Source organism: Pseudomonas sp. 2848 (assembly GCF_003253945.1).
GTDB lineage: Bacteria > Pseudomonadota > Gammaproteobacteria > Pseudomonadales > Pseudomonadaceae > Aquipseudomonas.
This window is the reverse complement of record NZ_QKZD01000002.1, coordinates 272,182-297,757: the sequence shown is the minus strand read 5'-3', so window position 1 is coordinate 297,757 and position 25,576 is coordinate 272,182. Positions and strand designations below refer to the sequence as shown.

General features: G+C 65.1%; 21 protein-coding genes. 15 read left to right on the top strand and 6 right to left on the bottom strand.

What is annotated here, in order from left to right:
- Positions 1-249: 249 nt before the first annotated feature.
- From DFS21_RS05310 to DFS21_RS05260, 11 genes are all read left to right on the top strand, one after another.
- A complete protein-coding gene (locus tag DFS21_RS05310; protein ID WP_102683536.1) occupies positions 250-513 on the top strand; it encodes an accessory factor UbiK family protein in 264 nt (87 codons plus the stop codon).
- 24 nt (positions 514-537) lie between these two features.
- Entirely contained in the window at positions 538-966 is a 429-nt protein-coding gene (locus DFS21_RS05305) for a molybdopterin-binding protein (RefSeq protein WP_110697037.1), read from the top strand.
- Positions 967-1,769: 803 nt separating this feature from the next.
- Positions 1,770-4,481 carry a magnesium-translocating P-type ATPase gene (gene mgtA, locus DFS21_RS05300; RefSeq protein WP_111531949.1) on the top strand — a complete coding sequence of 904 codons (2,712 nt, stop codon included), beginning with the start codon at positions 1,770-1,772 and terminating at the stop codon, positions 4,479-4,481.
- A gap of 10 nt (positions 4,482-4,491) precedes the next feature.
- Positions 4,492-4,851, top strand: a complete 360-nt coding sequence (locus DFS21_RS05295) for a DUF2493 domain-containing protein (protein ID WP_110697033.1) — start codon at positions 4,492-4,494, stop codon at positions 4,849-4,851.
- Between the two features lie 178 nt (positions 4,852-5,029).
- Positions 5,030-5,512, top strand: coding sequence for a sigma-70 family RNA polymerase sigma factor (locus DFS21_RS05290; RefSeq protein WP_110697031.1), 483 nt, complete (start codon positions 5,030-5,032; stop codon positions 5,510-5,512).
- Positions 5,509-6,450, top strand: a complete 942-nt coding sequence (locus DFS21_RS05285; protein WP_110697029.1) for a FecR domain-containing protein — start codon at positions 5,509-5,511, stop codon at positions 6,448-6,450. Before DFS21_RS05290 ends, DFS21_RS05285 begins: the two co-directional genes overlap by 4 nt.
- Before the next feature lie 81 nt (positions 6,451-6,531).
- Positions 6,532-9,045, top strand: coding sequence for a TonB-dependent receptor (locus tag DFS21_RS05280; protein WP_110697027.1), 2,514 nt, complete (start codon positions 6,532-6,534; stop codon positions 9,043-9,045).
- Positions 9,046-9,241: 196 nt separating this feature from the next.
- Complete coding sequence (locus DFS21_RS05275) at positions 9,242-10,729, top strand: YifB family Mg chelatase-like AAA ATPase (RefSeq protein ID WP_110697026.1); 1,488 nt, start codon at positions 9,242-9,244, stop codon at positions 10,727-10,729.
- Positions 10,730-10,889: 160 nt separating this feature from the next.
- On the top strand, positions 10,890-11,141 hold the full coding sequence (locus tag DFS21_RS05270) for a DUF2790 domain-containing protein (RefSeq protein ID WP_110697025.1): 252 nt from the start codon (positions 10,890-10,892) through the stop codon (positions 11,139-11,141).
- A 31-nt stretch (positions 11,142-11,172) separates the two neighbouring features.
- The gene (locus DFS21_RS05265; protein ID WP_110697024.1) at positions 11,173-12,189 is read left to right on the top strand and encodes an alpha/beta hydrolase; all 1,017 of its coding nucleotides are present in this window, start codon (positions 11,173-11,175) and stop codon (positions 12,187-12,189) included.
- Positions 12,190-12,435: 246 nt separating this feature from the next.
- Positions 12,436-14,223: a monovalent cation:proton antiporter-2 (CPA2) family protein gene (locus tag DFS21_RS05260; protein ID WP_110697023.1), complete on the top strand. Its 1,788-nt coding sequence runs from the start codon at positions 12,436-12,438 to the stop codon at positions 14,221-14,223.
- Positions 14,224-14,226: 3 nt separating this feature from the next.
- Here the strand turns inward: DFS21_RS05260 and DFS21_RS05255 are convergent, their stop codons facing one another.
- Complete coding sequence (locus tag DFS21_RS05255; RefSeq protein ID WP_111531948.1) at positions 14,227-14,511, bottom strand: HigA family addiction module antitoxin; 285 nt, start codon at positions 14,509-14,511, stop codon at positions 14,227-14,229.
- 482 nt (positions 14,512-14,993) lie between these two features.
- Between DFS21_RS05255 and DFS21_RS05250 the strand changes: the two genes are divergently transcribed.
- Positions 14,994-15,278 (top strand): DUF6124 family protein, encoded by a 285-nt coding sequence (locus DFS21_RS05250; RefSeq protein WP_102690648.1) that lies wholly within the window; start codon positions 14,994-14,996, stop codon positions 15,276-15,278.
- An 87-nt stretch (positions 15,279-15,365) separates the two neighbouring features.
- Positions 15,366-16,277, top strand: a complete 912-nt coding sequence (locus DFS21_RS05245) for a LysR substrate-binding domain-containing protein (protein ID WP_102683047.1) — start codon at positions 15,366-15,368, stop codon at positions 16,275-16,277.
- 36 nt (positions 16,278-16,313) lie between these two features.
- On the opposite strand, the gene DFS21_RS05240 is transcribed toward DFS21_RS05245, so the two are convergent.
- The 3 genes from DFS21_RS05240 to ycaC form a co-directional block, all read right to left on the bottom strand.
- Positions 16,314-18,284, bottom strand: coding sequence for an amidohydrolase (locus DFS21_RS05240; RefSeq protein ID WP_110697022.1), 1,971 nt, complete (start codon positions 18,282-18,284; stop codon positions 16,314-16,316).
- Positions 18,285-18,350: 66 nt separating this feature from the next.
- Positions 18,351-18,917 (bottom strand): antibiotic biosynthesis monooxygenase, encoded by a 567-nt coding sequence (locus DFS21_RS05235; RefSeq protein ID WP_110697020.1) that lies wholly within the window; start codon positions 18,915-18,917, stop codon positions 18,351-18,353.
- Between the two features lie 118 nt (positions 18,918-19,035).
- Complete coding sequence (gene ycaC / locus DFS21_RS05230) at positions 19,036-19,665, bottom strand: isochorismate family cysteine hydrolase YcaC (RefSeq protein WP_046853656.1); 630 nt, start codon at positions 19,663-19,665, stop codon at positions 19,036-19,038.
- Between the two features lie 273 nt (positions 19,666-19,938).
- Between ycaC and DFS21_RS05225 the strand changes: the two genes are divergently transcribed.
- A complete protein-coding gene (locus DFS21_RS05225; protein WP_111531947.1) occupies positions 19,939-21,366 on the top strand; it encodes a mechanosensitive ion channel domain-containing protein in 1,428 nt (475 codons plus the stop codon).
- Between the two features lie 123 nt (positions 21,367-21,489).
- On the opposite strand, the gene DFS21_RS05220 is transcribed toward DFS21_RS05225, so the two are convergent.
- Together DFS21_RS05220 and DFS21_RS05215 are read right to left on the bottom strand one after the other, a co-directional pair.
- Positions 21,490-22,776, bottom strand: a complete 1,287-nt coding sequence (locus DFS21_RS05220) for an FAD-binding oxidoreductase (protein WP_111531946.1) — start codon at positions 22,774-22,776, stop codon at positions 21,490-21,492.
- A gap of 128 nt (positions 22,777-22,904) precedes the next feature.
- A complete protein-coding gene (locus DFS21_RS05215; protein WP_110697014.1) occupies positions 22,905-24,395 on the bottom strand; it encodes an aldehyde dehydrogenase family protein in 1,491 nt (496 codons plus the stop codon).
- A gap of 136 nt (positions 24,396-24,531) precedes the next feature.
- Between DFS21_RS05215 and DFS21_RS05210 the strand changes: the two genes are divergently transcribed.
- A complete protein-coding gene (locus DFS21_RS05210; RefSeq protein WP_102683041.1) occupies positions 24,532-25,431 on the top strand; it encodes a LysR family transcriptional regulator in 900 nt (299 codons plus the stop codon).
- The last annotated feature ends 145 nt before the right edge of the window (positions 25,432-25,576 follow it).

Sequence of the window (25,576 nt, the reverse complement as noted above, 5' to 3'; positions counted from 1 at the left end):
GCCTGGTCACAAGGGACTGCATCAGTGCATGGCTCACTCGGGTCTTTGCAGAAACCTTGCCAGTTCGAACAACGATCGGGAAAACAGGGAGTTGCGTGAATCGGTAGGGATTGGCCAGTTGCCAGCAGCGAAAAAGCGCACAAAATCGGTGCGCGACCTTTGGCCGCCCTGCGCGAAAAGCGTGCAGGGCAAGCGGGCAAAAGCGGCGTGCTACACTGCGGCACTTTCAGTGATCAGCGGATACCAGACATGCTCGCGCCCAAAGCCTTCCTCGATGCCCTGAGCGACCAGGCCTCGCGCCTGTTCAGCGGCGACACCGCCGCGCCCCGTGCCGAACTGGAGAGCCAGTTCAAGGTGCTGATGCAGGGGGCCTTCAGCAAACTCGACCTGGTCAGCCGCGAGGAATTCGACAGCCAGATGGTGGTGCTGGCCCGTACACGCGCCCGCCTCGAAGCCCTCGAGCAGCAATTCGCCGAGCTGGAAGCCAGGATGGCGCCGTCCGCCAAAGAATAACGATCGATACAGGGAGTGCTTGCCATGAAAGTCAGTGCCCGTAATGTCTTTGAAGGTACCGTCAGCGCCGTCCAGCCTGGCGCGGTGAATGCCGAGGTCGAGCTGACTCTCGGTGGCGGCGAGAAACTGGTCGCGGTGGTCACCATGGCCAGCCTGCACAACCTCAGTATCAACGTCGGTAAACAGGCCGTTGCCCTGGTCAAGGCGCCGTGGGTGGTGCTGATGACCGATGCCGCCGGCTACAGGCTGTCGGCGCGCAACAGCCTCGAAGGCGAAGTGTTGCGAGTCGGTGACGGCGCGGTGAATGCCGAGGTGGTGCTGAAGCTTTCCGGCGGCACCGAAGTGTATGCCATCGTCACCCGCGAAGCGGTGCAGGAACTCGGCCTGAAGCCGGGTGTGAAGGCCACCGCGCTGATCAAGGCCTCGCACATCATCCTGGGTGCCAAGCCTTGAATGAATGCCCGCTTTCTACCTTGCCCAGGTAGAAGCGGGATTACCACGCGATGGTAATCGCGCCGCACACTGCATTAATTTCCCTCCCAGCAGATGAAACTTGTTTAAGTTACGTCTTCCTGGTTGACTTCCTCGCTATGCTTTGCATAAAGTTCACCCGCCCCGAAAAACGGGCCTTTATTTCAACTCACGAAGAATTCAATGGACACAGTATCTAGTCGCTGTCTGGCAGCTCCTGGCCGCCAGGCACTTGAACCGGAACTCCGGGCCCGCCCCTAGGTCGGGCAAGCCGCGCCAGAGCCTGATGCTCCGCCGTAGCTTGCCGCCCCGGGTGCCCGCCCGGTCGGAGGCAAGCTCATGAACCTTGATATCGCTACCCCTCGCCTGCGCGCCTTTGCGCACAAGGCCCCGTACCGTCCTGTCCGCGACGGGGGCTTGTCCTCGCCCCTGAAACCGCCCAGTCGATAGCGTGCCCGTTGCTGCCTGCAGTGACGCGCGCGATGCTGTCTGTTCGCTGAACTGACGCCATTTAAATCGTCAGAAACTTCCGAACCTTAAGTAATTAAAGTTCTTTGGAACTCTATTGCCCGCCATTTAACAGATGGGATTAACCGACCATGGAATCAGCCAGTAGAAAGTTCGCTGCCGATCTTATTTCCGGCATTCGCCAGCGAACACTTAAATGTCGGAAAAACCACGCTTTTCATTGTTTGAATCATTGCGACACGAAACACGTTCACTCACCTTCCCCACCGTGAGTCGACTGTGTGTCGTGCCGCCTCCTGCGGCAGGAGCACAGCCAAATGACCGTAAAAGACCACAACACCCGCAGCAAAGCCGGCGAAGACACCCGCCTGTCCATGCGTGCCGCCCGCGAGGCACGCAACGGCCTGGCCGTGACCCTGGCCAACCTCGACGCCAGCGAACTGGGCCTGACCGAGCACGAAGCCGCCAAGCGCCTGCAGCGCGACGGCGCCAACCAAGTCGCCCATGACAAGCCGCAACCGGCCCTGGTGCAATTGCTCAAGGCCTTGCACAACCCCTTTATCTACGTGCTGCTCACCCTCGCCGGCATCAGCTTCGTTACCGACTACTGGCTGCCGGTACGCGCAGGCGACATGGAAGAAGCGGACCTGACCAAGGTCATCATCATCATGACCATGGTCAGCCTCAGCAGCCTGCTGCGCTTCTGGCAGGAGTACCGTTCGGGCAAGTCCGCCGACGCCCTCAAGGCCATGGTCCGCACCACCGCCACCGTGCTGCGCCGCGAGCGCCACGACCAGCCGGCGCGCCTGCGCGAAGTGCCCATGAACGAACTGGTGGCCGGCGATATCGTGCAACTGGCCGCCGGCGACATGATCCCCGCCGATATCCGCCTGATCGAGTCCCGCGACCTGTTCATCAGCCAGGCGGTGCTGACCGGCGAAGCGCTGCCGGTGGAGAAGTACGACACCCTCGGCCACGTCGCGCAGAAGTCCGCCGCCGACAGCGCCAACGATGAAAGCGGCCTGCTGGATCTGCCCAACATCGGCTTCATGGGGACCAACGTGGTCAGCGGCCGCGCCCGCGCCGTGGTGGTGGCCACCGGCAAGCGCACATATTTCGGCTCGCTGGCCAAGGCCATCGTCGGCTCGCGTAGCCAGACCGCCTTCGACCGTGGCGTGAACAGCGTCAGCCGGCTGTTGATCCGTTTCATGCTGGTGATGGTGCCGGTGGTGTTCATGCTCAACGGCGTGGTCAAGGGCGACTGGAGCGACGCCTTCCTGTTCGCGCTGGCCGTGGCCGTGGGCCTGACCCCGGAGATGCTGCCGATGATCGTCAGCGCCAACCTGGCCAAGGGCGCCGTCGCCATGGCCCGGCGCAAGGTGGTGGTCAAGCGGCTGAACGCCATCCAGAACTTCGGCTCGATGGATGTGCTGTGCACCGACAAGACCGGTACCTTGACCCAGGATCGCATCATCCTCGAACACCACGTCGACCCCAGTGGCCAGGTGGCCCCGCACCTGCTGGAGCTGGCTTGGCTAAACAGCCATCACCAGAGCGGCGTGAAGAACCTGATGGACCAGGCCGTGCTGCGCTTTGCTGGCGAAGACCAGCGCTTCCAGCCACCCTATGCCTACGCCAAGGTCGACGAGTTGCCCTTCGACTTCATCCGCCGTCGCCTGTCGGTGATCGTCAAGGATGCCCTGGGCGACCACCTGCTGGTGAGCAAGGGCGCCGTCGAGGAAATGCTGGCCATCGCCACCCATGTCGAAGAAGGCGGCCAGCGGATCGCTCTGGATGCCGGGCGACGCCAGCAATTGCTGGCCACCGCCAGCGCCTACAACCAGGAAGGTTTCCGCGTGCTGCTGGTTGGCACCCGTGATATTCCGGCCGTTGACGGCAAACCCCAGTACCACACCGATGACGAGCGCGAGCTGGTGATCCGTGGCTTCCTGACCTTCCTCGACCCGCCCAAGGAAACCGCAGGCCCGGCCATCGCCGCCCTGCGCGAGATGGGCGTGAAGGTGAAGGTGCTGACCGGCGACAACCCGGTGGTCACCTGCAAGGTCTGCCGCGAAGTGGGCCTGGAGCCCGGCCAGCCGCTGCTCGGCCAGGACATCGAACGCCTGGACGACACCCAGCTCAAGGCCCTGGTCGAAGAACGCACGGTGTTCGCCAAGCTCACTCCGCTGCAGAAGTCGCGGGTGCTCAAGGCGCTGCAAGCCAATGGCCACACCGTGGGCTTCCTCGGTGACGGCATCAACGACGCACCGGCGTTGCGCGATGCCGACGTGGGCATCTCGGTGGACAGCGGCACCGACATCGCCAAGGAATCGGCCGACATCATCCTCCTGGAAAAGAGCCTGATGGTGCTGGAGGAAGGCGTGCTCAAGGGCCGCGAAACCTTCGGCAACATCATGAAGTACCTGTGCATGACCGCCAGCTCCAACTTCGGCAACGTGTTCTCGGTACTGGTGGCCAGCGCGTTCATCCCGTTCATGCCGATGCTGGCGATCCACCTGCTGCTGCAAAACCTGATGTACGACTTCTCCCAGCTGTCGCTGCCGTGGGATCGCATGGACAAGGAGTTCCTGCGCGAACCACGCAAGTGGGATGCCCGCAACATCGGCCGTTTCATGCTGTGGATCGGCCCGACCTCGTCGATGTTCGACATCACCACCTTTGCCCTGATGTGGTACGTGTTCGCCGCCAACAGCGTGGAAATGCAAGCGTTGTTCCAGTCCGGCTGGTTCATCGAGGGGTTGCTGTCGCAGACCCTGGTGGTGCACATGCTGCGCACCCGCAAGGTGCCGTTCTTCCAGAGCACCGCGGCGCTGCCGGTGATCCTGGCCACCGGCCTGGTGATGTGCCTGGGCATCTACATCCCGTTCTCGCCACTGGGGGCGATGGTCGGGCTGGTGCCGCTGCCGTGGGAATACTTCCCATGGCTGGCCGCGACCCTGCTGGGCTACTGCCTAGTGGCCCAGGGCATGAAGACCCTGTACATCCGCCGCTTCGGCCAGTGGTTCTGAGGGGGTGGGCATGCGTGTACTGATCTGCGCGGGGCGCAACTACGCCGACAACCACCGCTGCCGCCAGGCGCTGGACGCCCTCCAGCGCCAGCAACCGATCCGGGTGCTGATCCACGGTGGCAGCCAGCACCTGGGCGGCGAAATCGAAGGCTGGGCCCGCGAACAGGGCGCCGACATCGTGCGCTATCCGCCCAACTGGCAATTGCACGGCAAGCTGGCCGAACGCCTGCGCAACGTCTTCATGCTGCGCGACAGCCGGCCCGACCTGGTGCTGGCGCTGCCGGGCGGCGACGATACCGAGGAGCTGCTGGCACGGGCGCGGGGTTCGGGGATTCCGGTGATCTGCGGCAGGCAGCCACGGTCACATTGACCTGACCACGATCTGAGGGGGCGCTTGGCGTCCCCCATCAGAACATTCCGTAGCCCTCTTGAGCACACGACCGCAAACCCCGTAGGATTGAGAGCGATTCCCATCTGCATCTCGCTCATTCCTTTTGCAGGAGAGGCTCGTCGTGCCCTCACCCTCACTTCCGCCGCCGCGCCAGGCCATGGATGCGCTGTACCAGGATCACCACGCCTGGCTGCTGGGCTGGCTGCGGCGACGCCTGCAACATGCCGACAACGCCGCTGACCTGGCCCACGATACCTTCGTGCAACTGCTCGGCCGGCCGGAGCTGATCCCGACGCTGCGCCAACCGCGAGCCTGGCTCAGCAGCGTGGCCAAAGGGTTGATGATCGACCGCCAACGCCGACACAAGCTGGAGACCGCCTATCTGCAGGCCCTGGCCAGCCTGCCCGAACCCGAGGCGCCCTCGGCCGAGCGCCAGCTGATCCTGCTTCAGACGCTGATGCAGATCGACGCCATGCTCGATGGCCTACCGGGGAAGGTGCGCATGGCCTTCCTGCTGTCACGCCTGGAAGGCATGAGCTACCAGGAAATCGCCCATCACCTGGGGATCAGCCTGAGCAGTGTCGAGAAGTACATGGTCAAGGCCATCCGCCACTGCTATCTGGCAAGGCTGGAATCATGAGCGACGACGTGCTCGACCAGGCCATCGGCTGGCTGGTCAGACTCGAGTCGGCGCAACATGCGCCGGCACTGTGTGCCGCCTGCCTTGCCTGGCGCCAGAGCGACCCACGCCATGAAGCCACCTGGCAGGCCCTGCAGGAAGCCCAGGCCTGCTTCAGCCAGGCCCGCGAACTGCCCGGTGGCGTTGCCCTGCGTGCGTTGACGGCGCCCGAACGGGCGGATCGCCGGCACGCCCTCAAGCTGCTCACCCTCGGCCTGCTGGGGCTGGGCCTGAGCGGCACGGCATTGCAACACTCACCCTGGCGCCTGAGTCTGGCCGACCACAGCACCCGCACCGGAGAGCGCCGCCGTGTCCAGCTGGCCGATGGCAGCGAGCTGCAGCTCAACAGCCGCAGCGCGGTCAACGTGCGCTTCAGCGCGACCGAGCGCCTGGTCGAACTGCTTGAAGGGCAGGTCTATGTCCGCGCGCAGGGCGACACCCGGCAACGCCCCCTGTGCGTGACCAGTGCCGAGGCCAGCCTGTGGACGTTCGGCGCGGCATTCGATGTCTGCCAGGCGCGCGGCAACACGCGCCTGGCCATCGACCAGGGCCAGATCGCGATCCAGGTGCCCGGGCGAGCCCAACAACTGGCCAAGGCCGGCGAGCAGTACCGCATCGACCGCCATGGCGCGCAGCTCCTGGCCAATCCCCAGGCCCAAGGCTCGGCCTGGACCCGTGGCCTGCTGATCGCCAACGACATGCCCCTGGCCGAACTGGCCGATACCCTGGCCCGTCAGCGCGAAGGCTGGGTCGGCTGCGATCCGACGGTGGCCGACCTGCGCGTTTCCGGGGTGTTCCAGCTCGACGACACCGACAATGCCCTGCGCAGCCTGGCCCACACCTGGCCAGTGCGCCTGCAATGGCGCACCGCGTTGTGGGTGCGCATCCTCCCGGCGTAAAGAAAATCGATTCTCGTTTACGGGTTTTCCCCGCTCCTTCGACAAACAGGAAAAACACCTGCCAATTCCCAGGAGCTTCCGATGGATCTGCTGTCCCGCTACCGCCCCACCTTGCTCGCCCGGGCCCTGTTGCTTGGCGCCGGCATCGGCCTGGCCCATCCCGTGCTGGCCGAACAGCCTCTGCGCCGTTACGACCTGCCCGCCGCGCCGCTGGCCGAAGCCCTCAACCGCTTCGCCGAGCAGGCCGGCATCACCCTGCCGTACGACCCGCAGCTGGTGCAGGGCAAGCAGGCCAGGCCGGTGCGCGGCCAGTTGCCCACCGACATGGCGTTGTACCTGATGCTCGAAGGCACCGGGCTCAAGGCCGTGCAGGCCGCCGACGGCAACTGGGCGCTGCAGCTCGCCGCCAGCGCTGGCGACGCTCTGGAACTCGGCAGCACGCAGGTTCAGGGTCAAGGCATGGGCCAGGCCACCGAGGGCACGCGCTCCTACACCACCGGACTGGTGAGCGTCGGCTCGAAGACCCCGACAAGCCTGAAGGACACCCCTCAGTCGATATCGGTGGTCAGCCGCCAGCTGATCGAGGACCGGCGCATGGTCAGCCTTGACGACGCGATGAAATTCACCCCCGGCATCACCCTGCGCAACGTCAATTTCAACACCCAGGAATTCATCTCCCGCGGCTTCCCGATCGACAACCTGCAGATCGACGGCACGGCACCGATGGACATCGGCAACGGTCTGGGCACCTTCTACAGCCAGCGCAAGTACGACCTGGCCGCCTATGACCATGTCGAAGTGCTGCGCGGCGCCAGCGGCCTGCTCGGCGGCACCGGCAACCCGGGCGGCATCGTCAACCTGGTGCGCAAGCGCCCGCTCGATCACTACCAGCTCAAGCTCGAAGCCTCGGCGGGCTCGTGGGACAACTATCGCAGCGAAGTGGATGTCACAGGTCCCCTGGCCTTCGACGGCAAGCTGCGCGGACGGATGGTGGCCGCCTACCAGGACCGCCAGTACTTCTTCGACAACCGCAGCACCGAACGGCCGTTTTTCTATGGCGTGCTCGAGGCCGACGTCAGCGACGACACCATGCTCACTTTCGGCGGCAGCTACGACAAGGTTCATGAAAACGGCGTGGGCGACGGCCTGCCGCGCTACAGCACCGGCGGCGACCTGAAACTGCCGCGGCACACCTGGTACACCACCAACAGCGCCTGGAACGACAGCTACACCCGCGAGCTATTCGCCAAGCTCGACCATCACTTCTCCGATGACTGGAAGCTCAACACCTCCTACACCTATTCGTACAACGAAGGCTCCACCGAAGGCGTGATCCCCTACGGCTCCGTTGACGAGAACAGCAACACCGGCCCCTACTGGTGGGGCAGCTATGTCTCCAGCTGGAGCAAGCAGTCGGTGTTCGACGTCAACCTCTCCGGCACCTTCGACGCCTTCGGCCGCCAACACGAACTGCTGGTGGGTGGCGACTACCAGGAGGTCACCAGCCGCTGGCGCGCGGCCCAGGGCAAGATCGGCCTGGGCGGCATGATCGACCTGTGGGACCCACAGTCGACACCGTTGCCGACCGAGGCCACCAACCATGCCTTCTACCGCGACTACTACCCCAACAAACGCAAGCAGTACGGTCTCTACTCCACCCTACGCCTGCAGTTGGCCGACCCGCTCAAGCTGGTGATCGGCGCCCGCGCCCAGCGTTATACCTTCGAACAGGCCTACGCCACACGCAATCGCGATGGCTCCGGGGACTGGGCTCGCCAGGACCAGGTCTCGCACAGCGAGCCGACCACCCTGGTGCCATTCGGTGGCCTGATCTACGCGCTCGACGACCAGTGGTCGACCTACGTCAGCTACGCCGAGGTCTACAAACCCCAGGCGCAGAAACTCAAGGGCCCGGAAAAGTCCGGCACCTCCCTCGACCCGATGACCGGCAAGACCTACGAGACCGGGATCAAGGGCGAGCTGTTCGATGGCGCGCTGAACCTCAGCGCCGCGCTGTTCTACACCAAGCGTGAACACCAGGCGATCAAGGACCCCGCCTACCCTGACACACCGTTCAGCTACAGTGCCTCCTGCTGCTTCATCGGCCAGGGCAAGGTGGTCAGCAAGGGTATCGATCTGGAGGCCACCGGCGAAGTCCTGCCGGGCTGGGATGTGATCGCCGGCTATACCCTCAACCTGATGGATGACCAGAGCGAGGAGACGCTGTACAGCACCGTCACGCCCAAGCACCTGTTCAAGCTCTGGTCGGTCTACAACCTGCCGGGCGATTGGTCGGCGTGGCGCGTCGGCGCCGGGGTAACCGCCCAGAGCGCCAGCTACGTGGAAGGCAAGGCCTACCGCTTCGACGCCAACTGGAACACCGTGGGTGAAACCCCGTTCGATTTCAGCCAGAGCGGCTACGCCGTCTACGACGCCATGGTCGAGTACAAGGTCGACGATCACTGGACCCTGGCCCTGAACGGCAACAACCTGTTCGACCGCAAGTACTACGCCAGCGTCGGCACATCCGAGTACGGCAACTACTACGGTGAGCCACGCAACTTCGTGCTGACCTTGCGCGGCGTATTCGAATGAGGTCGCAACCTGCTTCATGAAACCAGGCAGGTCGACGTGTCGGGGCACGCCGATGTCCGACACGGTGGGCATCCACATATCTGGGCGCCAGGCCGGACAAAACTCGACGCACTCTTTGAGCCCAACAGGCAAGGAACACCACTAAGCTCTGCCAGGCCGCAGGACGCGGCCATCACCTGCAAACACGGAGTGCCCCATGTCCCTCGCCCTCGTCCACAGCCGCGCCCAGGTGGGGGTGCAAGCACCCGCCGTCAGTGTCGAAACCCACCTGGCCAACGGCCTGCCCACGCTCACCCTGGTTGGCCTGCCGGAAACCACGGTCAAGGAGAGCAAGGACCGGGTACGCAGCGCCATCGTCAACTCCGGGCTGGACTACCCGGCCCGACGCATCACCCAGAGCCTCGCCCCGGCCGACCTGCCCAAGGACGGTGGCCGCTACGACCTGGCCATCGCCCTGGGCATCCTGGCCGCCAATGGCCAGGTACCGGTTGCCGCCCTCGACAGCATCGAATGCCTGGGCGAACTGGCGCTGTCGGGTACGTTGCGTCCGGTACAGGGCGTACTGCCTGCGGCACTGGCGGCGCGAGACGCGGGTCGGGCGCTGGTGGTGCCCAAGGAAAACGCCGAAGAGGCGAGCCTGGCCAGCGGCCTGGTGGTGTACGCGGTGGGGCACCTGCGGGAACTGGTCGCCCACCTGAATGCGCAACCTTCGCTGCCACCCTACGCCGCGAATGGCCTGTTGCTTGAGCAACGCCCCTACCCGGACCTCAGCGAAGTGCAGGGCCAGATCGCCGCCAAGCGGGCGCTGCTGGTCGCCGCAGCTGGCGCGCACAACCTGTTGTTCTCCGGCCCGCCGGGCACCGGCAAGACCCTGCTCGCCAGCCGCCTGCCCGGGCTGCTGCCGCCGCTGGACGAGCGCGAGGCGCTGGAGGTGGCGGCGATCCGCTCTGTCAGTGGCCATGCCCCGCTCGATTGCTGGCCACAGCGGCCTTTTCGCCATCCTCACCACTCGGCCTCCGGCCCAGCGCTGGTGGGCGGTGGCAGCCGACCGCAACCCGGCGAGATCACCCTGGCGCACCACGGCGTGTTGTTTCTCGACGAGCTGCCCGAGTTCGAACGACGCGTGCTGGAGGTACTGCGCGAGCCGCTGGAGTCGGGCGAGATCGTGGTGGCCCGGGCCAAGGACCGGGTGCGCTTCCCGGCGCGCTTTCAGCTGGTGGCGGCCATGAACCCTTGCCCCTGCGGCTACCTGGGTGACCCCACCGGCCGCTGTCGCTGCAGCAGCGAGCAGATCCAGCGCTACCGCAACAAGCTGTCCGGCCCCCTGCTCGACCGCATCGACCTGCACCTGACGGTGGCCCGGGAAAGTACCGTGCTGACCCACCAGCCCAGCGGCGAGACCAGCGCCAGTGTTGGCCAGCAGGTGGCCGAGGCACGGGAGCTGCAGCAGCGCCGGCAGGGCTGCGCCAATGCCTTCCTCGACCTCAAGGGGCTGCGCCGGCACTGCCCGCTGGAGCCGGTCGACCAGGCCTGGCTGGAGCAGGCCTGCGAACGGTTGACGTTGTCGTTGCGGGCAGCGCACCGGCTGTTGAAGGTGGCCCGCACCCTGGCGGACCTGGAGGGGGCGCAATCCATCGCCAGGTCGCACCTGGCGGAGGCGCTGCAGTACCGGCCCAGCGCCTGATCTTTTACGGCGGGTTTCCGCGTGGCTGAGCCCCTTCGACAGATCCATTCAATCGGTCTCATAGCGGAAATATATTTTGCGCACTAAATATTTGCGCGCATCATTCATCTCAAGCAGAAAGCAGTCGCCAACCCCACTCAGCAGAACCCGGAGAACGATCATGACCCTTCGCAAAGCCTTCGCCGTCACCGTCACCACCCTGGCCCTCGGCACCAGCGTCAGCAGCTTCGCCAGCGAAGCCACCCCGTACCGCTACGGCATGGAGCTGGACATCGCCAAGGTCGTCAGCGTCGATGCCCCCGTCAGCGCCCAAGGCCAAACCAGCACCGCCACCCTGACCTACCGCGACAGTAGCGGCCAGCTGCGCGCCGTGAGCTACGTGCAACCCACCGTCCTCGCCAACCAGAACTGAGCCGCGGCTCGCCCGCCAAAGGAGCTAGAACATGAAACTGTCCCACACCCTGACCGCCGGCCTGCTGGCCCTTGCCGTGAACAGCGCCTTCGCCGCTGGCAGCCCCGGCGTCGAGCACACCACCCAAGGCTTCCTCGACGCCCTGGCCGCCGGTGGCGGCAAGCCGCTGGAAACCCTCGCGCCCAAGGATGCCCGTGCGGTGCTGAGCGGTGCCCAGGCCGGGGTGAAGGCCGATGTGTCGGGGATCCGCGTCGAACGCCGGACCATCCAGGCCGACGGCCAGCCGCTGGAAATCCGCGTGGTGCGGCCCGAAGGGTCCAAGGGCGAGCTGCCAGTGTTCATGTTCTTCCACGGCGGCGGCTGGGTGCTGGGCGACTACCCCACCCACGAACGCCTGATCCGTGACCTGGTGGTGGGCTCCGGCGCTGCGGCGGTCTACGTCGACTACACGCCGTCACCGGAAGCGAAGTTCCCCGCCGCGATCAACCAGGCCTACGCCGCCACCCGCTGGGTCGCCGAGCACGGCAAGGAGATCGGTGTTGACGGTAGCCGCCTGGCGGTGGCCGGCAACAGCGTCGGCGGCAACATGGCTGCGGTGGTGGCACTCAAGGCCAAGGAGGCCGGCACACCGAAGCTGCGCTTCCAGGCCCTGCTGTGGCCGGTGACCGACGCCAACTTCAACAATGCGTCCTACAACCAGTTCGCCGAAGGCCACTTCCTGACCCGAAACATGATGCAGTGGTTCTGGAACAGCTACACCACCGACCCGCGCCAACGCGACGACATCCACGCCTCGCCACTGCGCGCCAGCCTGGAGCAGTTGAAAGGCCTGCCGCCAGCGCTGGTGCAGACCGCCGAAATGGATGTGCTGCGTGACGAAGGCGAGGCTTACGCCCGCAAGCTGGACGCTGCCGGGGTACCGGTGACCGCCGTGCGCTATAACGGCATGATCCATGACTATGGCCTGCTCAACGTGCTGAGCACCGTGCCCAGTGTGCGCAGTGCCATGGACCAGGCGGCACAGGCCTTGAAAAACCATCTGCAATAAGTGGCCGATCACCATCGCGGGGCAAGCCCGCTCCCACGCAAGGTATAAGACCTTCGTGGGAGCGGCGATGCGGCGGTCCGACTTGCCCCGCGATGGATTCAGCAAAGGTCCTACTTTCAGAACGCTGCTTCCTGTAACCCAAGGATTGTCCTATTTCCCTCCCCGCCCGAAAATGCCCGCCTCTTTCATTGATGGCATAAGCTGTTGCATCAAGCGCTGCCGCACGCAGTTCAAGGAGTCCGAGCAATGCCACACGAAGGCAGCCTTTTACAAACCGCCGTCATCTTCCTCCTCGCCGCCGTGGTCGCCGTGCCGCTGGCCAAGCGCCTGCAGCTGGGCGCCGTGCTCGGCTACCTGCTAGCCGGCGTGGCCATCGGCCCGCAGGCCCTGGGGCTGATCCGCGATACTGAGAGCGTCGCGCACATCTCCGAGCTGGGTGTTGTCCTGCTGCTGTTCATCATCGGCCTGGAGCTCTCACCACGACGCCTGTGGCTGATGCGCAAGTCGGTGTTCGGCGTGGGTGCCGCGCAGGTAGTCCTGACCGGCGCGGTACTCGGCGCAATCGCCCTGTTCGGCTTCAGCCAGACGCTGCCGGCGGCCATCGTACTCGGCCTTGGCCTGGCCCTGTCATCCACCGCGCTGGGCCTGCAGAGCCTGGCCGAAAGCAAGCAGCTCAATGCGCCCCACGGTCGGCTGGCCTTCGCCATCCTGCTGTTCCAGGACATCGCCGCCATCCCGTTGATCGCCCTGGTGCCGCTGCTGGCCGCCAGCGGCCCCGACACCAGCCACGGCGACAGCCTCGAACATGGCCTGAAGGTGTTCGCCAGCATCGCCATCGTCATCGTCGGCGGCCGCTACCTGCTGCGCCCGTTGTTCCGTATCGTCGCCCGCACTGGTTTGCCGGAAGTGTCCACCGCCACCGCGCTGCTGGTGGTGATCGGCACCGCCTGGTTGATGGAAGAGGCCGGCGTGTCCATGGCCCTGGGCGCCTTCCTTGCCGGCCTGCTGCTGGCCGACTCCGAATACCGCCATGAGCTGGAATCGCAGATCGAACCGTTCAAGGGCCTGCTGCTGGGCCTGTTCTTCATCAGCGTCGGCATGGGCGCCAACCTGCGCCTGCTGCTGGAAATGCCGCTGGTGCTGCTGGGCCTGACCCTGCTGTTGATCGGCGTGAAGCTTGCGTTGCTGATTGGCGTCGGCCGCCTGGCCGGTGGCCTGAACAGCGCCAGCGCCCTGCGCCTGGGGATGGTACTGGCTGCCGGCGGCGAGTTCGCCTTCGTGGTGTTCAAGCTGGGCAAGGACCAGGGCCTGTTCGACACCCAGACCTACGACCTGCTGCTGATGACCATCACCCTGTCGATGGCCCTAACGCCGCTGCTGATGCTCGGCTGCGCCCGCGCCCTCAAGCGCCCGCAGCCTGCCCGCGAGGTGCCCGAGCAGTACAAGGCCATCGACGCTGGCACCCCGCGCGTGGTGATCGCCGGCATGGGCCGCATGGGCCAGATCGTCGCGCGCATCTTGCGGGCGCAGAAGATCCCGTTCATAGCCCTGGAGACCTCGGTGGACGCCATCGAGATGACCCGCATGTTCGAACAGGTGCCGGTGTTCTATGGCGACCCACTGCGCCCCGAAGTGCTGCACGCGGCCAAGGTTGGCGAGGCCGAGTACTTCATCATCACCATCGACGACCCCGAGGTGGCCATTCACACCGCGGAGCGGGCCAAGCGCCTGTACCCGCACCTGAAGGTGATCGCCCGGGCACGTAACCGTCAGCATGTGCACAAGCTGATGGACGTGGGCGCCGACCCGATCCGCGAGACGTTCTATTCCAGCCTGGAGATGAGCCGCCGCGCGCTGGTCGGGCTGGGGCTCACCGAAGCACAGGCGACAGACCGCATCGCCCGGTTCACCGAGCATGACGAACAGGTGCTGGAGGCCCAAGGGCAGGTCCGCGACGACCGGGCCAAGGTGATGCAGACGGCCAAGGAAGCGCGGGTGGAGCTGGAGCGGTTGTTTGCGTCGGATGAGGATTGAGTCTCAGGCGAACGCCAGCCGCTCGATAGGTGGATGCTCGCGGTGCGCGGCCTGCCACAGGTCGTAGGCCGCCTGTTCGGCCAGGTACTGACGGGCACTGCCAAGCCCGGCCAGTTCGAGGCGATAGGCCAGGTCGGCTGAAATGCCTGCGTGGCCGTTGAGCACTGTGGATAACTGACCACGTGAATAGCCCAGGTGGCGGGCCAGGGAGGAGACGTTCATGCCAATGGCGGGCAGGACGTCTTCGCGCAAGGCTTCGCCGGGGTGGGGAGGGTTGTGCATAGGCATGGTTTCAGCCCCTTATTGATTGTCCAGGTAATCGACCAGTTCGACATGAACACAGTTTGATCACTCAGGCCAACTCGATGAGAGCCCCCGCTCTCTGGAGTTCTTGTCAGATCGTTCCTGAGCTGCTGCGAGTGGCTGGCAACCTCAAGTTAGAACAACCCCATCCACTTCCTACGAGCTATGCGGACCTTTCCCACTGGGCAGCCTACAGCCCAAGAAATACCCTACAAGGTCTGTCGATACCCTTCTGATTGTCCGGGGAAATCATGCCCTCTAGGCTGACCGGGTCGCTGTCGGTTCAGCGATCGGGCGTGGAAACCCGGCTGGTTGGTTATCGGATTATCTGTCGTGACGGCAGCTGTACGCGGGAGGCCGCAAGGCCTGCCGGGGTTCTCCGATGACCTGGTTTTCCACCCCGTGTACAGCCGCCACCCTTCGCGTGGAAACGGACGGTGCCGGTCAATTTCTATCGGAGCTTGACCATGAAAAAAATCGTCCCCGACCCACCCCTTCCCGACACCCGTCACCACGCCTTCGGCAAATGCGACGCCGGCCACCCACCGCTGTTTGCGGTCAACCCCAATATCAACGCCCACGACGCCCTGGTGCATGTCGCCGAGTACCTGCGCAGCGCCTACAACGTTGGCTACAAGGCGCTGGACCATATGGATGAAACCGGCAGGAGCCTGCTGTGGGCCAGCCTGCATGGGATCGAGATGGCCGAGGGCCTGACCGAAGCGATGCTGGAGGGTATCGAGTCGCCCTGAGCGACATTGCCTTCAGGGAGTTGGATGAAGGCCATCACCGCCCGGTAGACTGCGCCCCATTACCCCGGAGCGCTGCGGAGATCGCCCTTGGAAGACCTCAACTCCCTCTACTACTTCACCCAGGTGGTCGAGCACGGTGGCTTTGCCCCGGCCGGGCGGGCGCTGGACATGCCCAAGTCCAAGCTCAGCCGGCGCATTGCCGACCTCGAGGAGCGCCTCGGCGTGCGCCTGCTGCACCGCACCAGCCGGCACTGCTCGCTGACCGAGATCGGCCAGGCCTACTACAACCGTTGCCTGGCCATGCGCGTGGAGGCCGAGGGCGCCGCCGAGATCATCGAGCGCAACCGCAGCGAACCGAGGGGGCTGGTGCGCATCAGTTGCCCGACCACCCTGCTCAACTCCTGGGTCGGGCCGATGCTCACCCGCTACATGCTCAAATACCCGCAGGTGGAGCTGTTCATCGAGAGCACCAACCGCCGCGTCGACCTGCTGCATGAAGGCTTCGACGTAGCGCTGCGGGTGCGCTTCCCGCCGCTGGAGAACACCGACATGGTGATGAAGGTGCTGAGCAACAGCACCCAGTGCCTGGTCGGGCATCCGTCGTTTCTCGAACAGCTTGCCGAAGGCTTCGACCCGCAGCAGCTCAGTGAGCTGCCCAGCGTCCATTGGGGCAGCGCCCAGCGTGAGTACCAGTGGGAGCTGTTCCAGGGCGAGGACATGAGCCGCAGCTTGGTGATCCCGCACACGCCGCGAATGGTCACCGATGATCTGTTTGCCTTGCGACACTTCGTGGTGGCGGGCGTGGGGATCGCGCACCTGCCCAGGGTGGCGGTGCGCGAGGACTTGGCGGCGGGGCGTCTGGTGGAGATGCTGCCGGACTGGCATCCGCGATGCGGCATCGTGCATGCGATCTTCCCGTCGCGGCGCGGACTGCTGCCGTCGGTGCGGTCGTTGATCGATCATCTGGCGGAGGAATTCGCCTTCAGCGACATGGCGTAGCGCCGCTCCCACGACCTAAGCAGGAGCGGGCCACCCTCAGAACGCGAAGCAGGAACAGCCCAATGCGCCCCAGAAGCCCTGGTAATCACTCACCGGCACACTGGAATGCCGCGCCTTCTCATGGCTGTGGGCATGCACCCCGCACGGCCCGACGCACTGGTGCAGCGCCGCCGCCATCGGTGCGCCAGCGCGCCAGTGCCCCGGCACCTTGGCCACCGGCGACCACTCGGGCAACACCGGCACCTGCGCCGGGCCGAGCTTGTCGAACTCGGCGGCGCCGTACACCACCTTGCCATCGACAACAGTCAGCACCGACTCGATGCCCTTGATCGCCTCTTCATCGACACTGAAGAAGTCCAGCGACAGCGCCGCCAGGTCCGCCAACTGACCGACCTTGATCTGCCCCTTCTTGCCCTGCTCACTGGAGAACCAGGCGCTGCCGTGGGTGAACAGCTGCAGCGCGGTCTCGCGGCTCAAACCCTCCGGGTACAGCTCCAGGCCACCAACGGTCTTGCCGCTGACCATCCAGTACAGCGACGTCCACGGGTTGTAGCTGGACACCCGGGTCGCGTCGGTACCGGCCCCCACCGGCACGCCCATGTCGAGCATGCGCTTGATCGGCGGGGTGTGCTCGGCGGCCTTGGCGCCGTAGCGGTCGACGAAGTATTCACCCTGGAAGGCCATGCGGTCCTGGATCGCAATGCCCCCGCCCAGTGCCCGCACCCGCTCGATATTCTGCGGGGTGATGGTCTCGGCATGGTCGAAGAACCATGGCAGGCCATTGAACGGAATGTCGCGGTTGACCTTCTCGAACACGTCGAGCATGCGCGAGATCGACTCGTCGTAGGTGGCGTGCAGGCGGAACGGCCAGCGCTGCTCGACCAGGTGGCGCACCACCGGCTCCAGCTCCTGCTCCATGGTCTGCGGCAGGTCCGGGCGCGGCTCGAGGAAGTCCTCGAAGTCGGCGGCGGAGAACACCAGCATCTCGCCGGCGCCGTTGTGGCGGAAGAAGTCGTTGCCGTCGCCCGGCTTGACCTTCTGCGTCCAGTTCTTGAAGTCAGTGAGCTCTTCCTTGGGCTTCTGGGTAAACAGGTTGTAGGCAATGCGCACGGTCAGCTGGTCGTTGTCGGCCAGCTCCTGGATCACCTGGTAGTCGTCCGGGTAGTTCTGGTAGCCGCCGCCGGCATCGATGGCGCTGGTCAGGCCGAGGCGGTTGAGCTCGCGCATGAACTGGCGGGTGGAGTTGACCTGGTACTCCAGCGGCAGCTTCGGTCCCTTGGCCAGGGTGGCGTAGAGGATCGTGGCATTGGGCCGGGCGATGAGCATGCCGGTGGGGTTGCCGAACTTGTCACGCTGGATCTCGCCACCCGGCGGATTCGGCGTGTCCTTGGTGTAGCCCACGGCCTTGAGCGCGGCGCGGTTGAGCAAGGCGCGATCGTACAGGTGCAGCAGGAATACCGGGGTGTCCGGCGCGGCCTGGTTGATCTCTTGCAAGGTGGGCATGCGCTTTTCGGCGAACTGGAATTCGTTCCAGCCGCCGACCACGCGCACCCACTGCGGGCTCGGCGTGCGCTCGGCCTGGTCCTTGAGCATGCGCAGGGCGTCGGCCAGCGACGGTACGCCTTCCCAGCGCAGTTCGAGGTTGTAGTTCAGGCCGCCACGGATCAGGTGCAGGTGCGAGTCATTGAGGCCCGGAATCACCGTGCGCTGCTTGAGATCGATGATCTGCGTGGCGGTCCCCTTGTGGGCCATCGCTTCGGCGTCGCTGCCCACGGCGAGGAACTTGCCGTCCTTGATGGCCACGGCACTGGCGGTGGGCTTCTCGCGGTCAACGGTGTGCAGCTTGCCATTGAACAAGATGAGGTCGGCGGACATGGGATCTCCTGAAAGGGCGGCATGGGCGGAATCGGTGAACGGCAATGCGCTCCACAAGGCGCCGGCGGCACCGAGCACGGTGCTGGTGGCGAGGAACTTGCGGCGGCTCTGGTCGGTAGGGTCCTGGCTCATGGTGCTCTCCGTCCGGGTGGGTGATCGGCAGGCGGTTGAAGGCTAGCAATGGATCACGGCGGGCGCTCAGCGACGCAGCCAGCCGGCACAGCGGCGCGTCACCCAGGGCATGATGAAGAACACCACGGGCAGGATGACGAACAGGTTGGTGATCAAGTTGCCGGTGATCTGGCCACCCAACAGCGGATAGCGGGCAAACAGCGGCGCCAGTAATTGCGGAATGACCAGGGTCACCGGGCAGATCACCAGGTAGGTCAGCAAAGCCTGCTTCCAGCGCGGCGGTTGCGCGGCGCCGACGCTGGGCGGGGTGAACCAGAACTCCGGGTCATCGTGCACCTGGGTCTGATCGCCGTCTTCCAACAATGGCAGCACTTCACTGATCAACGCCTGGCGCTCGGCAGAGTTGACCCAGGCCTGCAGCAGGCCGGCGTCGGCGAAGCGCACCACGGTGGTGAAGTGGCGGCCGCCGTCGTCCGGTCGGATGACATTGACGTCCAGATGACCGGGCTGTTTGCGAGCGGTGGTCACGGCGCGCTTGAGCCAGGTTTCGTAGTGCGCCAGCGCCTGGGCTCGGACCTTGTGCTGGATCACAAGCGTGACGACGCTGCGGTTGCCTTCGGCTGCGGTGTTCATCGCTGACATTCCCTGGAGGTGAGCTGGCCTGTAACCACTGTGCAACGGCAGACGAGCGCTGGATTGGATGAGTGTGCTGCCTTGCCTGGCACCTCGCGGGTGCCAGGCTGTCGGCGGCTTACTTGCCGGCGGTCAGGGCGTTGTAGCTGGTGATCAGGTTGCGGTAATCAGGGATGTGGTTGGAGAACAGCGCCGCCAGCCCTTCGACATCGTTGCGCCAGTCGCGGTGCAGCTCACAGGCCACGCCGAACCAGGTCATCAGCTGGGCACCGGCCTGGCTCATGCGGTCGTGGGCGGCGTCGCGGGTCATTTCGTTGAAGGTGCCGGAGGCGTCGGTGACCACGAACACATCGAACTCTTCTTCAAGGGCCGCCAGGGCCGGGAAGGCCACGCACACTTCGGTCACCACGCCGGCAATGATCAGCTGCTTCTTGCCAGTGGCCTTCACTGCCTTGACGAAATCTTCGTTGTCCCAGGCGTTGATCTGGCCGGGGCGGGCGATGTACGGGGCATCCGGGAACAGCTCCTTGAGCTCCGGCACCAGCGGGCCGTTGGGGCCTTGCTCGAAGCTGGTGGTGAGGATGGTCGGCAGGTTGAAGTACTTGGCCAGGTCGGCCAGGGCCAGCACGTTGTTCTTGAAGCGGTCCGGCTCGATGTCGCGAACCAGGGACAGCAGGCCGGCCTGGTGGTCGACCAGCAGTACGGCGGCGTCGTCTTTGTTCAGGCGGTTGTATTTGAAGTTGTTCATTGCCGGTGCTCCTTGGGTTTCGATCTTCAGTGGGTTGGGTGTTTCGCGTTGATGGGAGAAGATTAAAACCAGGACCTTTGTGGCGGTAGATAGCGAAATTTGGCTTTAGCGTTCTGTTTTATGAACGATTAAGCAACATTGGCTGCACCGGCCTCATCGCCGGCAAGTCGCAGCGGCGAACTGCGGCTCCCACAGGGACGGCGTTGCCCCCATTGCCTGGCACCTCAAGCTGCTCTATTACTACGGACAGCCCTCCCCCGCACCGAGACCACCATGCTGGCGTTCATCCAGTCGTACCCGCTGTTGCTCGGCACCTTGCTGATCTTCCTCGACCTGCTGCTTTGGCACCTGATCCCATTGGAGCGCCGCGCCTGGCGCATCGCGTCGCGGCTGGCGATTTTCCTGCTGTTCAGCTGGCTCTTGCTGGCCGCGGGCATGAGCCCGCTGCAACCCCCGCCCTGGGCCGACGATGTCTCGCGCAACCTGATGGCCACAGTGCTGGGGATCGGCTGGTGGCTGTTCGGCGCACGCACGGTGACGGTGGTGTTCGGCTTGTTGCTGGTGGCACGGGGCAGCCACGGCGGGCGTCTGCTGCAGGATGTGGTCGGGGCGCTGATTTTCCTGGTCGCAGCGGTGGCGGCGGCGGCCTATGTGATGCAGTTGCCGGTCAAAGGCCTGTTGGCGACCTCAGGGGTCATGGCCATCGTCATCGGCCTTGCGTTGCAGAGCACGCTGGCCGACGTGTTCTCGGGCATCGTGCTGAACACCACTCGGCCCTACCAGATCGGCGACGCGATCTCGATCGACGGCACCGAGGGCAAGGTGGTTGATATCGACTGGCGGGCCACCCGGCTGATCACTGGCAACAGCAGCCTGGCGGTGATCCCCAACTCGGTGGCGGCCAAGGCCAAGATTCTCAACTTCAGCCGCCCGGCCGAGGTGCACGGGGTGTCGATCAGCGTCGTGGTGCCGGCCAAGGTGCGCCCGCAACGGGTGTTCGATGCACTGGAGAAGACCCTGCAAGGCACCAGCATCCTGCTGGACAAGCCGGCGCCCAAGGTCACGGTAAAGGCTTCGACATTGGAGTCAGTGGAGTACGAGGCCAGCGGCTTCATCGCCGAGATGTCGCGCAAGACCGAAGTGCGCAATCAGTTGTTCGACCTCGCCCACCGCCACCTGGAAGCCAGCGGCGTGACCTGGAACACCGAGCTGGGCGCCCCGGTGCGCAGCCGCCAGCGCGAGCTGCTGGACGAAGTGCGGGTGTTCCGCTCGCTGAGCAACGAAGAGCGCGACGCCCTGAGCCAGCGTATGACCACGGTGGAATACCTCGCAGACCAGGTGATCCTCGACATCGGCGAGCGCTCGGAGCATGTGCTGCTGATCAGCCGCGGCGTGGTGCTGGCGTCGGTTCGCGATGGCGAGCGGCTTATCGAGGGTGGCCGCATGGGGCCCGGCGAGGTACTCGGGCTCGAGGGCCTGGTGGATGACGAAGCCTCGCCTGTCGAGTTTCGCGCCCTCAGTGGCTGCATGCTGTATCGCATCGACAAGGAACAGGTACGTGGTTGCCTGGCCGAGAGCGGCGATGTGAAGTCGGCACTGACCAAACTGCAGCGGTTCCGGCGGCAGAAGCGCGAGTCACTGTTGTTGCAGAAGCCGGCGGTTGTGAAGAAGGGTGGCTTCCTCAGCTGGTTGCACAAATGACCGAGCTTCGTCGCTCGCACGGGCCCTATCGCCGGCAAGCCGGCTCCCACAGGGTACGCGCAAAAGCCTGTGGGAGCTGCGGTTCGCCGCCGCGACTTGCCAGCGATGAGGCCAGCACAGGAACTACAGCACCACCCGCAGGCACTGCCCGGCGTGATACAGCGAGAACCCCGACTCGTAGAACGCCGTGCGCAACGATGGCGCGCTCACCGGCTTCATCGGCGAGAACGGAATCGGCAGGCTGTCCGGGTCATCCTTGAGCAAGAACTCGGCGAATGCCCGGCCGATCACCGTGCCGGTGGTGTTGCCCCGCCCGTTGTAGCCGGTGACCGCCACCAGCCCCGGCGCCGGTTCGAACAGGCGCATCAGGTGGTCCGGGGTGAAATCGATGCAGCCGGTCCAGTGCATCTCCCATTCGACCTTGCCCAACGCCGGGTAGTAGTGGCTCTGGATGCGGTCGGCCCAGCTGCGCACGAACCAGTCTGGCTTGTTGTCGACTCGGCCAAGGCTGCCGAGCAGCAGCCGGCCCTGGTCGTCGCGGCGGATGCTGCTGAGCACGGTGCGGGTGTCCCACGAACCCTGGCCATGGGGCAGGACCTGGTCGGCGGCGGCGCCGTGCAACGGCTTGGAAGCGACCTGGTAGTAGTAGCCGCGGAAAAAGTGCTTCTGCAAATTGCTCCAGTCGCCTTCGGTGTAGGCACCGGTAGAGATCACCACCTTGTCGGCGCGCACCGCGCCGCGCGCCGTTTTCACCCGCCAGGCATCGCCGTCGCGCTCCAGGCCTTCGACCGCGGACTGCTGGAACAGCTTGCCGCCCAGCCGGCTCACGGCAGCGGCGAGGCCCTGGGTATATCCCATGGGGTTGATGGTACCCGCGCGGCGGTCGAGCAGCGCGGCGGAAATCTTGTCGGTACCGCAGTACTCCTGGCATTGCGCGCCGGTCAGCAGCTCGACGTCGGCGCCGCGCCGGGTCCATTGCTGGTGGCGGGCCTCGAGGTCGGCGATGCCGGTGGCATTGTGTGCCATGTGCAGGGTGCCCTGATGGCGGGCCTGGCAGTCGATACCTAATCGTTCGATCATGCCGAACACTTCGCCCGGCGCCTCGCCGAGCACCTTGTTCAGGCGTCCGCCCTGCTTGTGCCCGAGGGTGGCCTCGACGTCGTCGGGGCGGATCCAGGTGCCGGCGTTGACCAGGCCGACGTTGCGCCCGGAGCCGCCATGGCCGATTTTCCAGGCCTCCAGCAGGATCACCGACTTGCCCTGCTCCAGCAGGTGGATCGCCGCGGACAGGCCGGTGATGCCGCCGCCGATCACGCAGACATCGGCCTTGAGCTCACCGGCCAGGGCCTGGGCGGCAACGGTCGGCTGGGTGATGTGTTCCCACAAGCATTCTTGACGCAGTTCGGACATGACCGGCTCCAGCAGATTTTATTCTTGTTGCGGCCCATCGCCGGCAAGCCGGCTCCCACACAGATCGACGCGGTCGCTGTGGGAGCCGGCTTGCCGGCGAAACGGGGGCAAAGCCCCCGCGACGATCATCAGTCGAACACGATCCCTTGCGCCAGTGGCAATTCGCGAGAGTAGTTCACGGTGTTGGTCTGGCGACGCATGTAGCCTTTCCAGGCATCGGAGCCGGATTCACGGCCACCGCCGGTTTCCTTCTCGCCACCGAACGCCCCGCCGATTTCCGCGCCGCTGGTGCCGATATTGACGTTGGCGATGCCGCAGTCGCTGCCCGCAGCGCTCTGGAAACGTTCCGCCTCGCGCAGGTCGGTGGTGAAGATGCACGACGACAGGCCTTGCGGCACTTCGTTGTTCAGGCGCAGGGCCTCTTCGAAGTCGTCGTAGGCCAGCACGTAGAGAATCGGCGCGAAGGTCTCGTGACGCACCACCTCGCTCTGGGCCGGCATCTCGGCAATGGCCGGCGACACGTAGTAGGCGTTCGGGTACTGCTCGGCGAGCTGGCGCTCGCCACCGAAAACCTGCCCGCCTTCGTCGCGGGCCTTGGCTAGCGCGCCCTGCATGGCATCGAACGACTGCTTGTCGATCAGCGGGCCGACCAGGTTGTCCTTGCGAGGGTCACCGATGCGCACCTTGCCGTAGGCGGCTTTGACGCGGGCGACTACGTCGTCCTTGATCGAGCGGTGCACGATCAGGCGGCGCAGGGTGGTGCAGCGCTGGCCGGCGGTGCCGACGGCAGAGAACAGGATGCCGCGCACGGCCAGGTCGAGGTCGGCGCTCGGGGCCAGGATCATGGCGTTGTTGCCACCCAGCTCGAGGATGCTGCGGCCGAAACGCGCCGCTACACGCGGGCCCACTTCGCGGCCCATGCGGGTGCTGCCGGTGGCACTGACAAGCGCCACGCGTGAATCGTCGACCAGGGCTTCGCCGGCGTCGCGACCACCGATCACCAGTTGCGCCACACCTGCCGGGGCATCGCCGAAGGCTTTCAGGGCTTTGTCGAACAGCGCCTGGCACGCCAACGCAGTGAGCGGGGTCTTCTCGGACGGCTTCCACACCACGGCGTTACCCGCCACCAGCGCCAGCGCGGTGTTCCATGCCCACACCGCCACCGGGAAGTTGAAGGCGCTGATCACCCCGACCACGCCCAGCGGGTGCCAGGTTTCACGCATATGGTGGCCCGGGCGCTCGGAGGCGATGGTCAGGCCGTACAGCTGGCGCGACAGGCCGACGGCGAAGTCGCAGATATCGATCATTTCCTGCACTTCGCCCAGGCCTTCCTGGGTGATCTTGCCAGCTTCGATCGAGACCAGCTCGCCGAGGTCGGCCTTGTGCTCGCGCAGCACCTCGCCGAACAGGCGCACCAGCTCGCCACGACGTGGGGCCGGCACGCTGCGCCAGGCTTCGAAGGCCTGTTGCGCCTGGTCGATGCGGGCAACCGTGTCGGCCTTGCCGAGCAACTTCACCGAGGCGATCTGGCTGCCGTCGATCGGGGTATGGACAGGGTAATCGCCCTGGGTGTGAGCCGCAGCGGCAACGCCAAGGCGCTCGAGCAATCCAGCAACCATCATGCTTCTCCTTACATCGGGTGAAGGGGTTGAAAATGTCGTGGGTCAGTATTAATCCGATTACTCGGGTGCAACAAACGACCTTTATTCCGCATATCATTCCACCAGGTAATGATTTCAGCCGCCGAGACCGCTTATGTCCAAACGCCTGGTACCGTCCATGACCGCCCTGCAGTGCTTCGAGGCCGCAGCCCGTCACCTGAGCTTCACCCGCGCCGCCGAGGAACTGCACCTGACGCAGAGCGCGGTAAGCAAGCAAGTGGCGCAGCTCGAGGAAATGCTGCGCCATCACCTGTTCCTGCGCATCCGCCGCCGCCTGCAACTGACGCCGGCCGGCAGCCTGTACCTGGCCGAGGTGAACAAGATCCTCACCCAGGTGGACATGTCCAGCCGCTATGTCCTGAGCTACGGCTCGCAGACCGAAGTATTGAAGGTAGCCACTCAACCGAGTTTCGGCGTGCGCTGGCTGATCCCGCACCTCAAGGGCTTCGGCAAGCGCCACCCGAACCTGCACCTGGACATCCGCAACGAGATGGAACCGTTCGCCCTGCTGCAGGGCTCGGCCGACGTGGTGTTCTTCTATGGCCAGGGCACCTGGCCCGGGGCGACCTGCATCGAGCTGTTCGGCGAGGAAGTGGTGCCGGTGTGCGCGCCGGAGCTGTTGCAAGGGCGCACGCTGCCTGACGCAGGCGCGGTGGCGGAGCTGGTGCTGCTGCAGAGCACCTCGCGACCGCAGGCGTGGCACGAATGGTTCCTGGAGCAGGGGCTGCATACCGACAACAGCTACCATGGGCCGCGCTTCGATACCTTCTACATGGCGTTGAGCGCGGCGCAGGCCGGATGCGGGGTGGCGTTGGTGCCCAGTTACCTGGTGGCCAAAGAGCTGGCTGAGGGCAGCCTGGTGCTGGCCTGGGACCATGCGATGAAGAGCAATGGCGCGCATTACCTGGCGTATGCCGAGCATGCGGCGGAGGTGCCGAAGGTGCGGGCGTTGGTGGAGTGGGTTGCCGAGCAGATCCAGCGGCGCCACCACTGACGCCGTCGTGAGAGCAGGCTTGCGCCGCGATAGGGGCGTCAAGATCGATAAGAAAAGGAATGAAACCCGCACTTTTTTTCGCTTGTACGGCATCTCCATTCCCAGCTTTCATGTAAGTGTCCTCCACTCACCCAGGAAGCTTGCG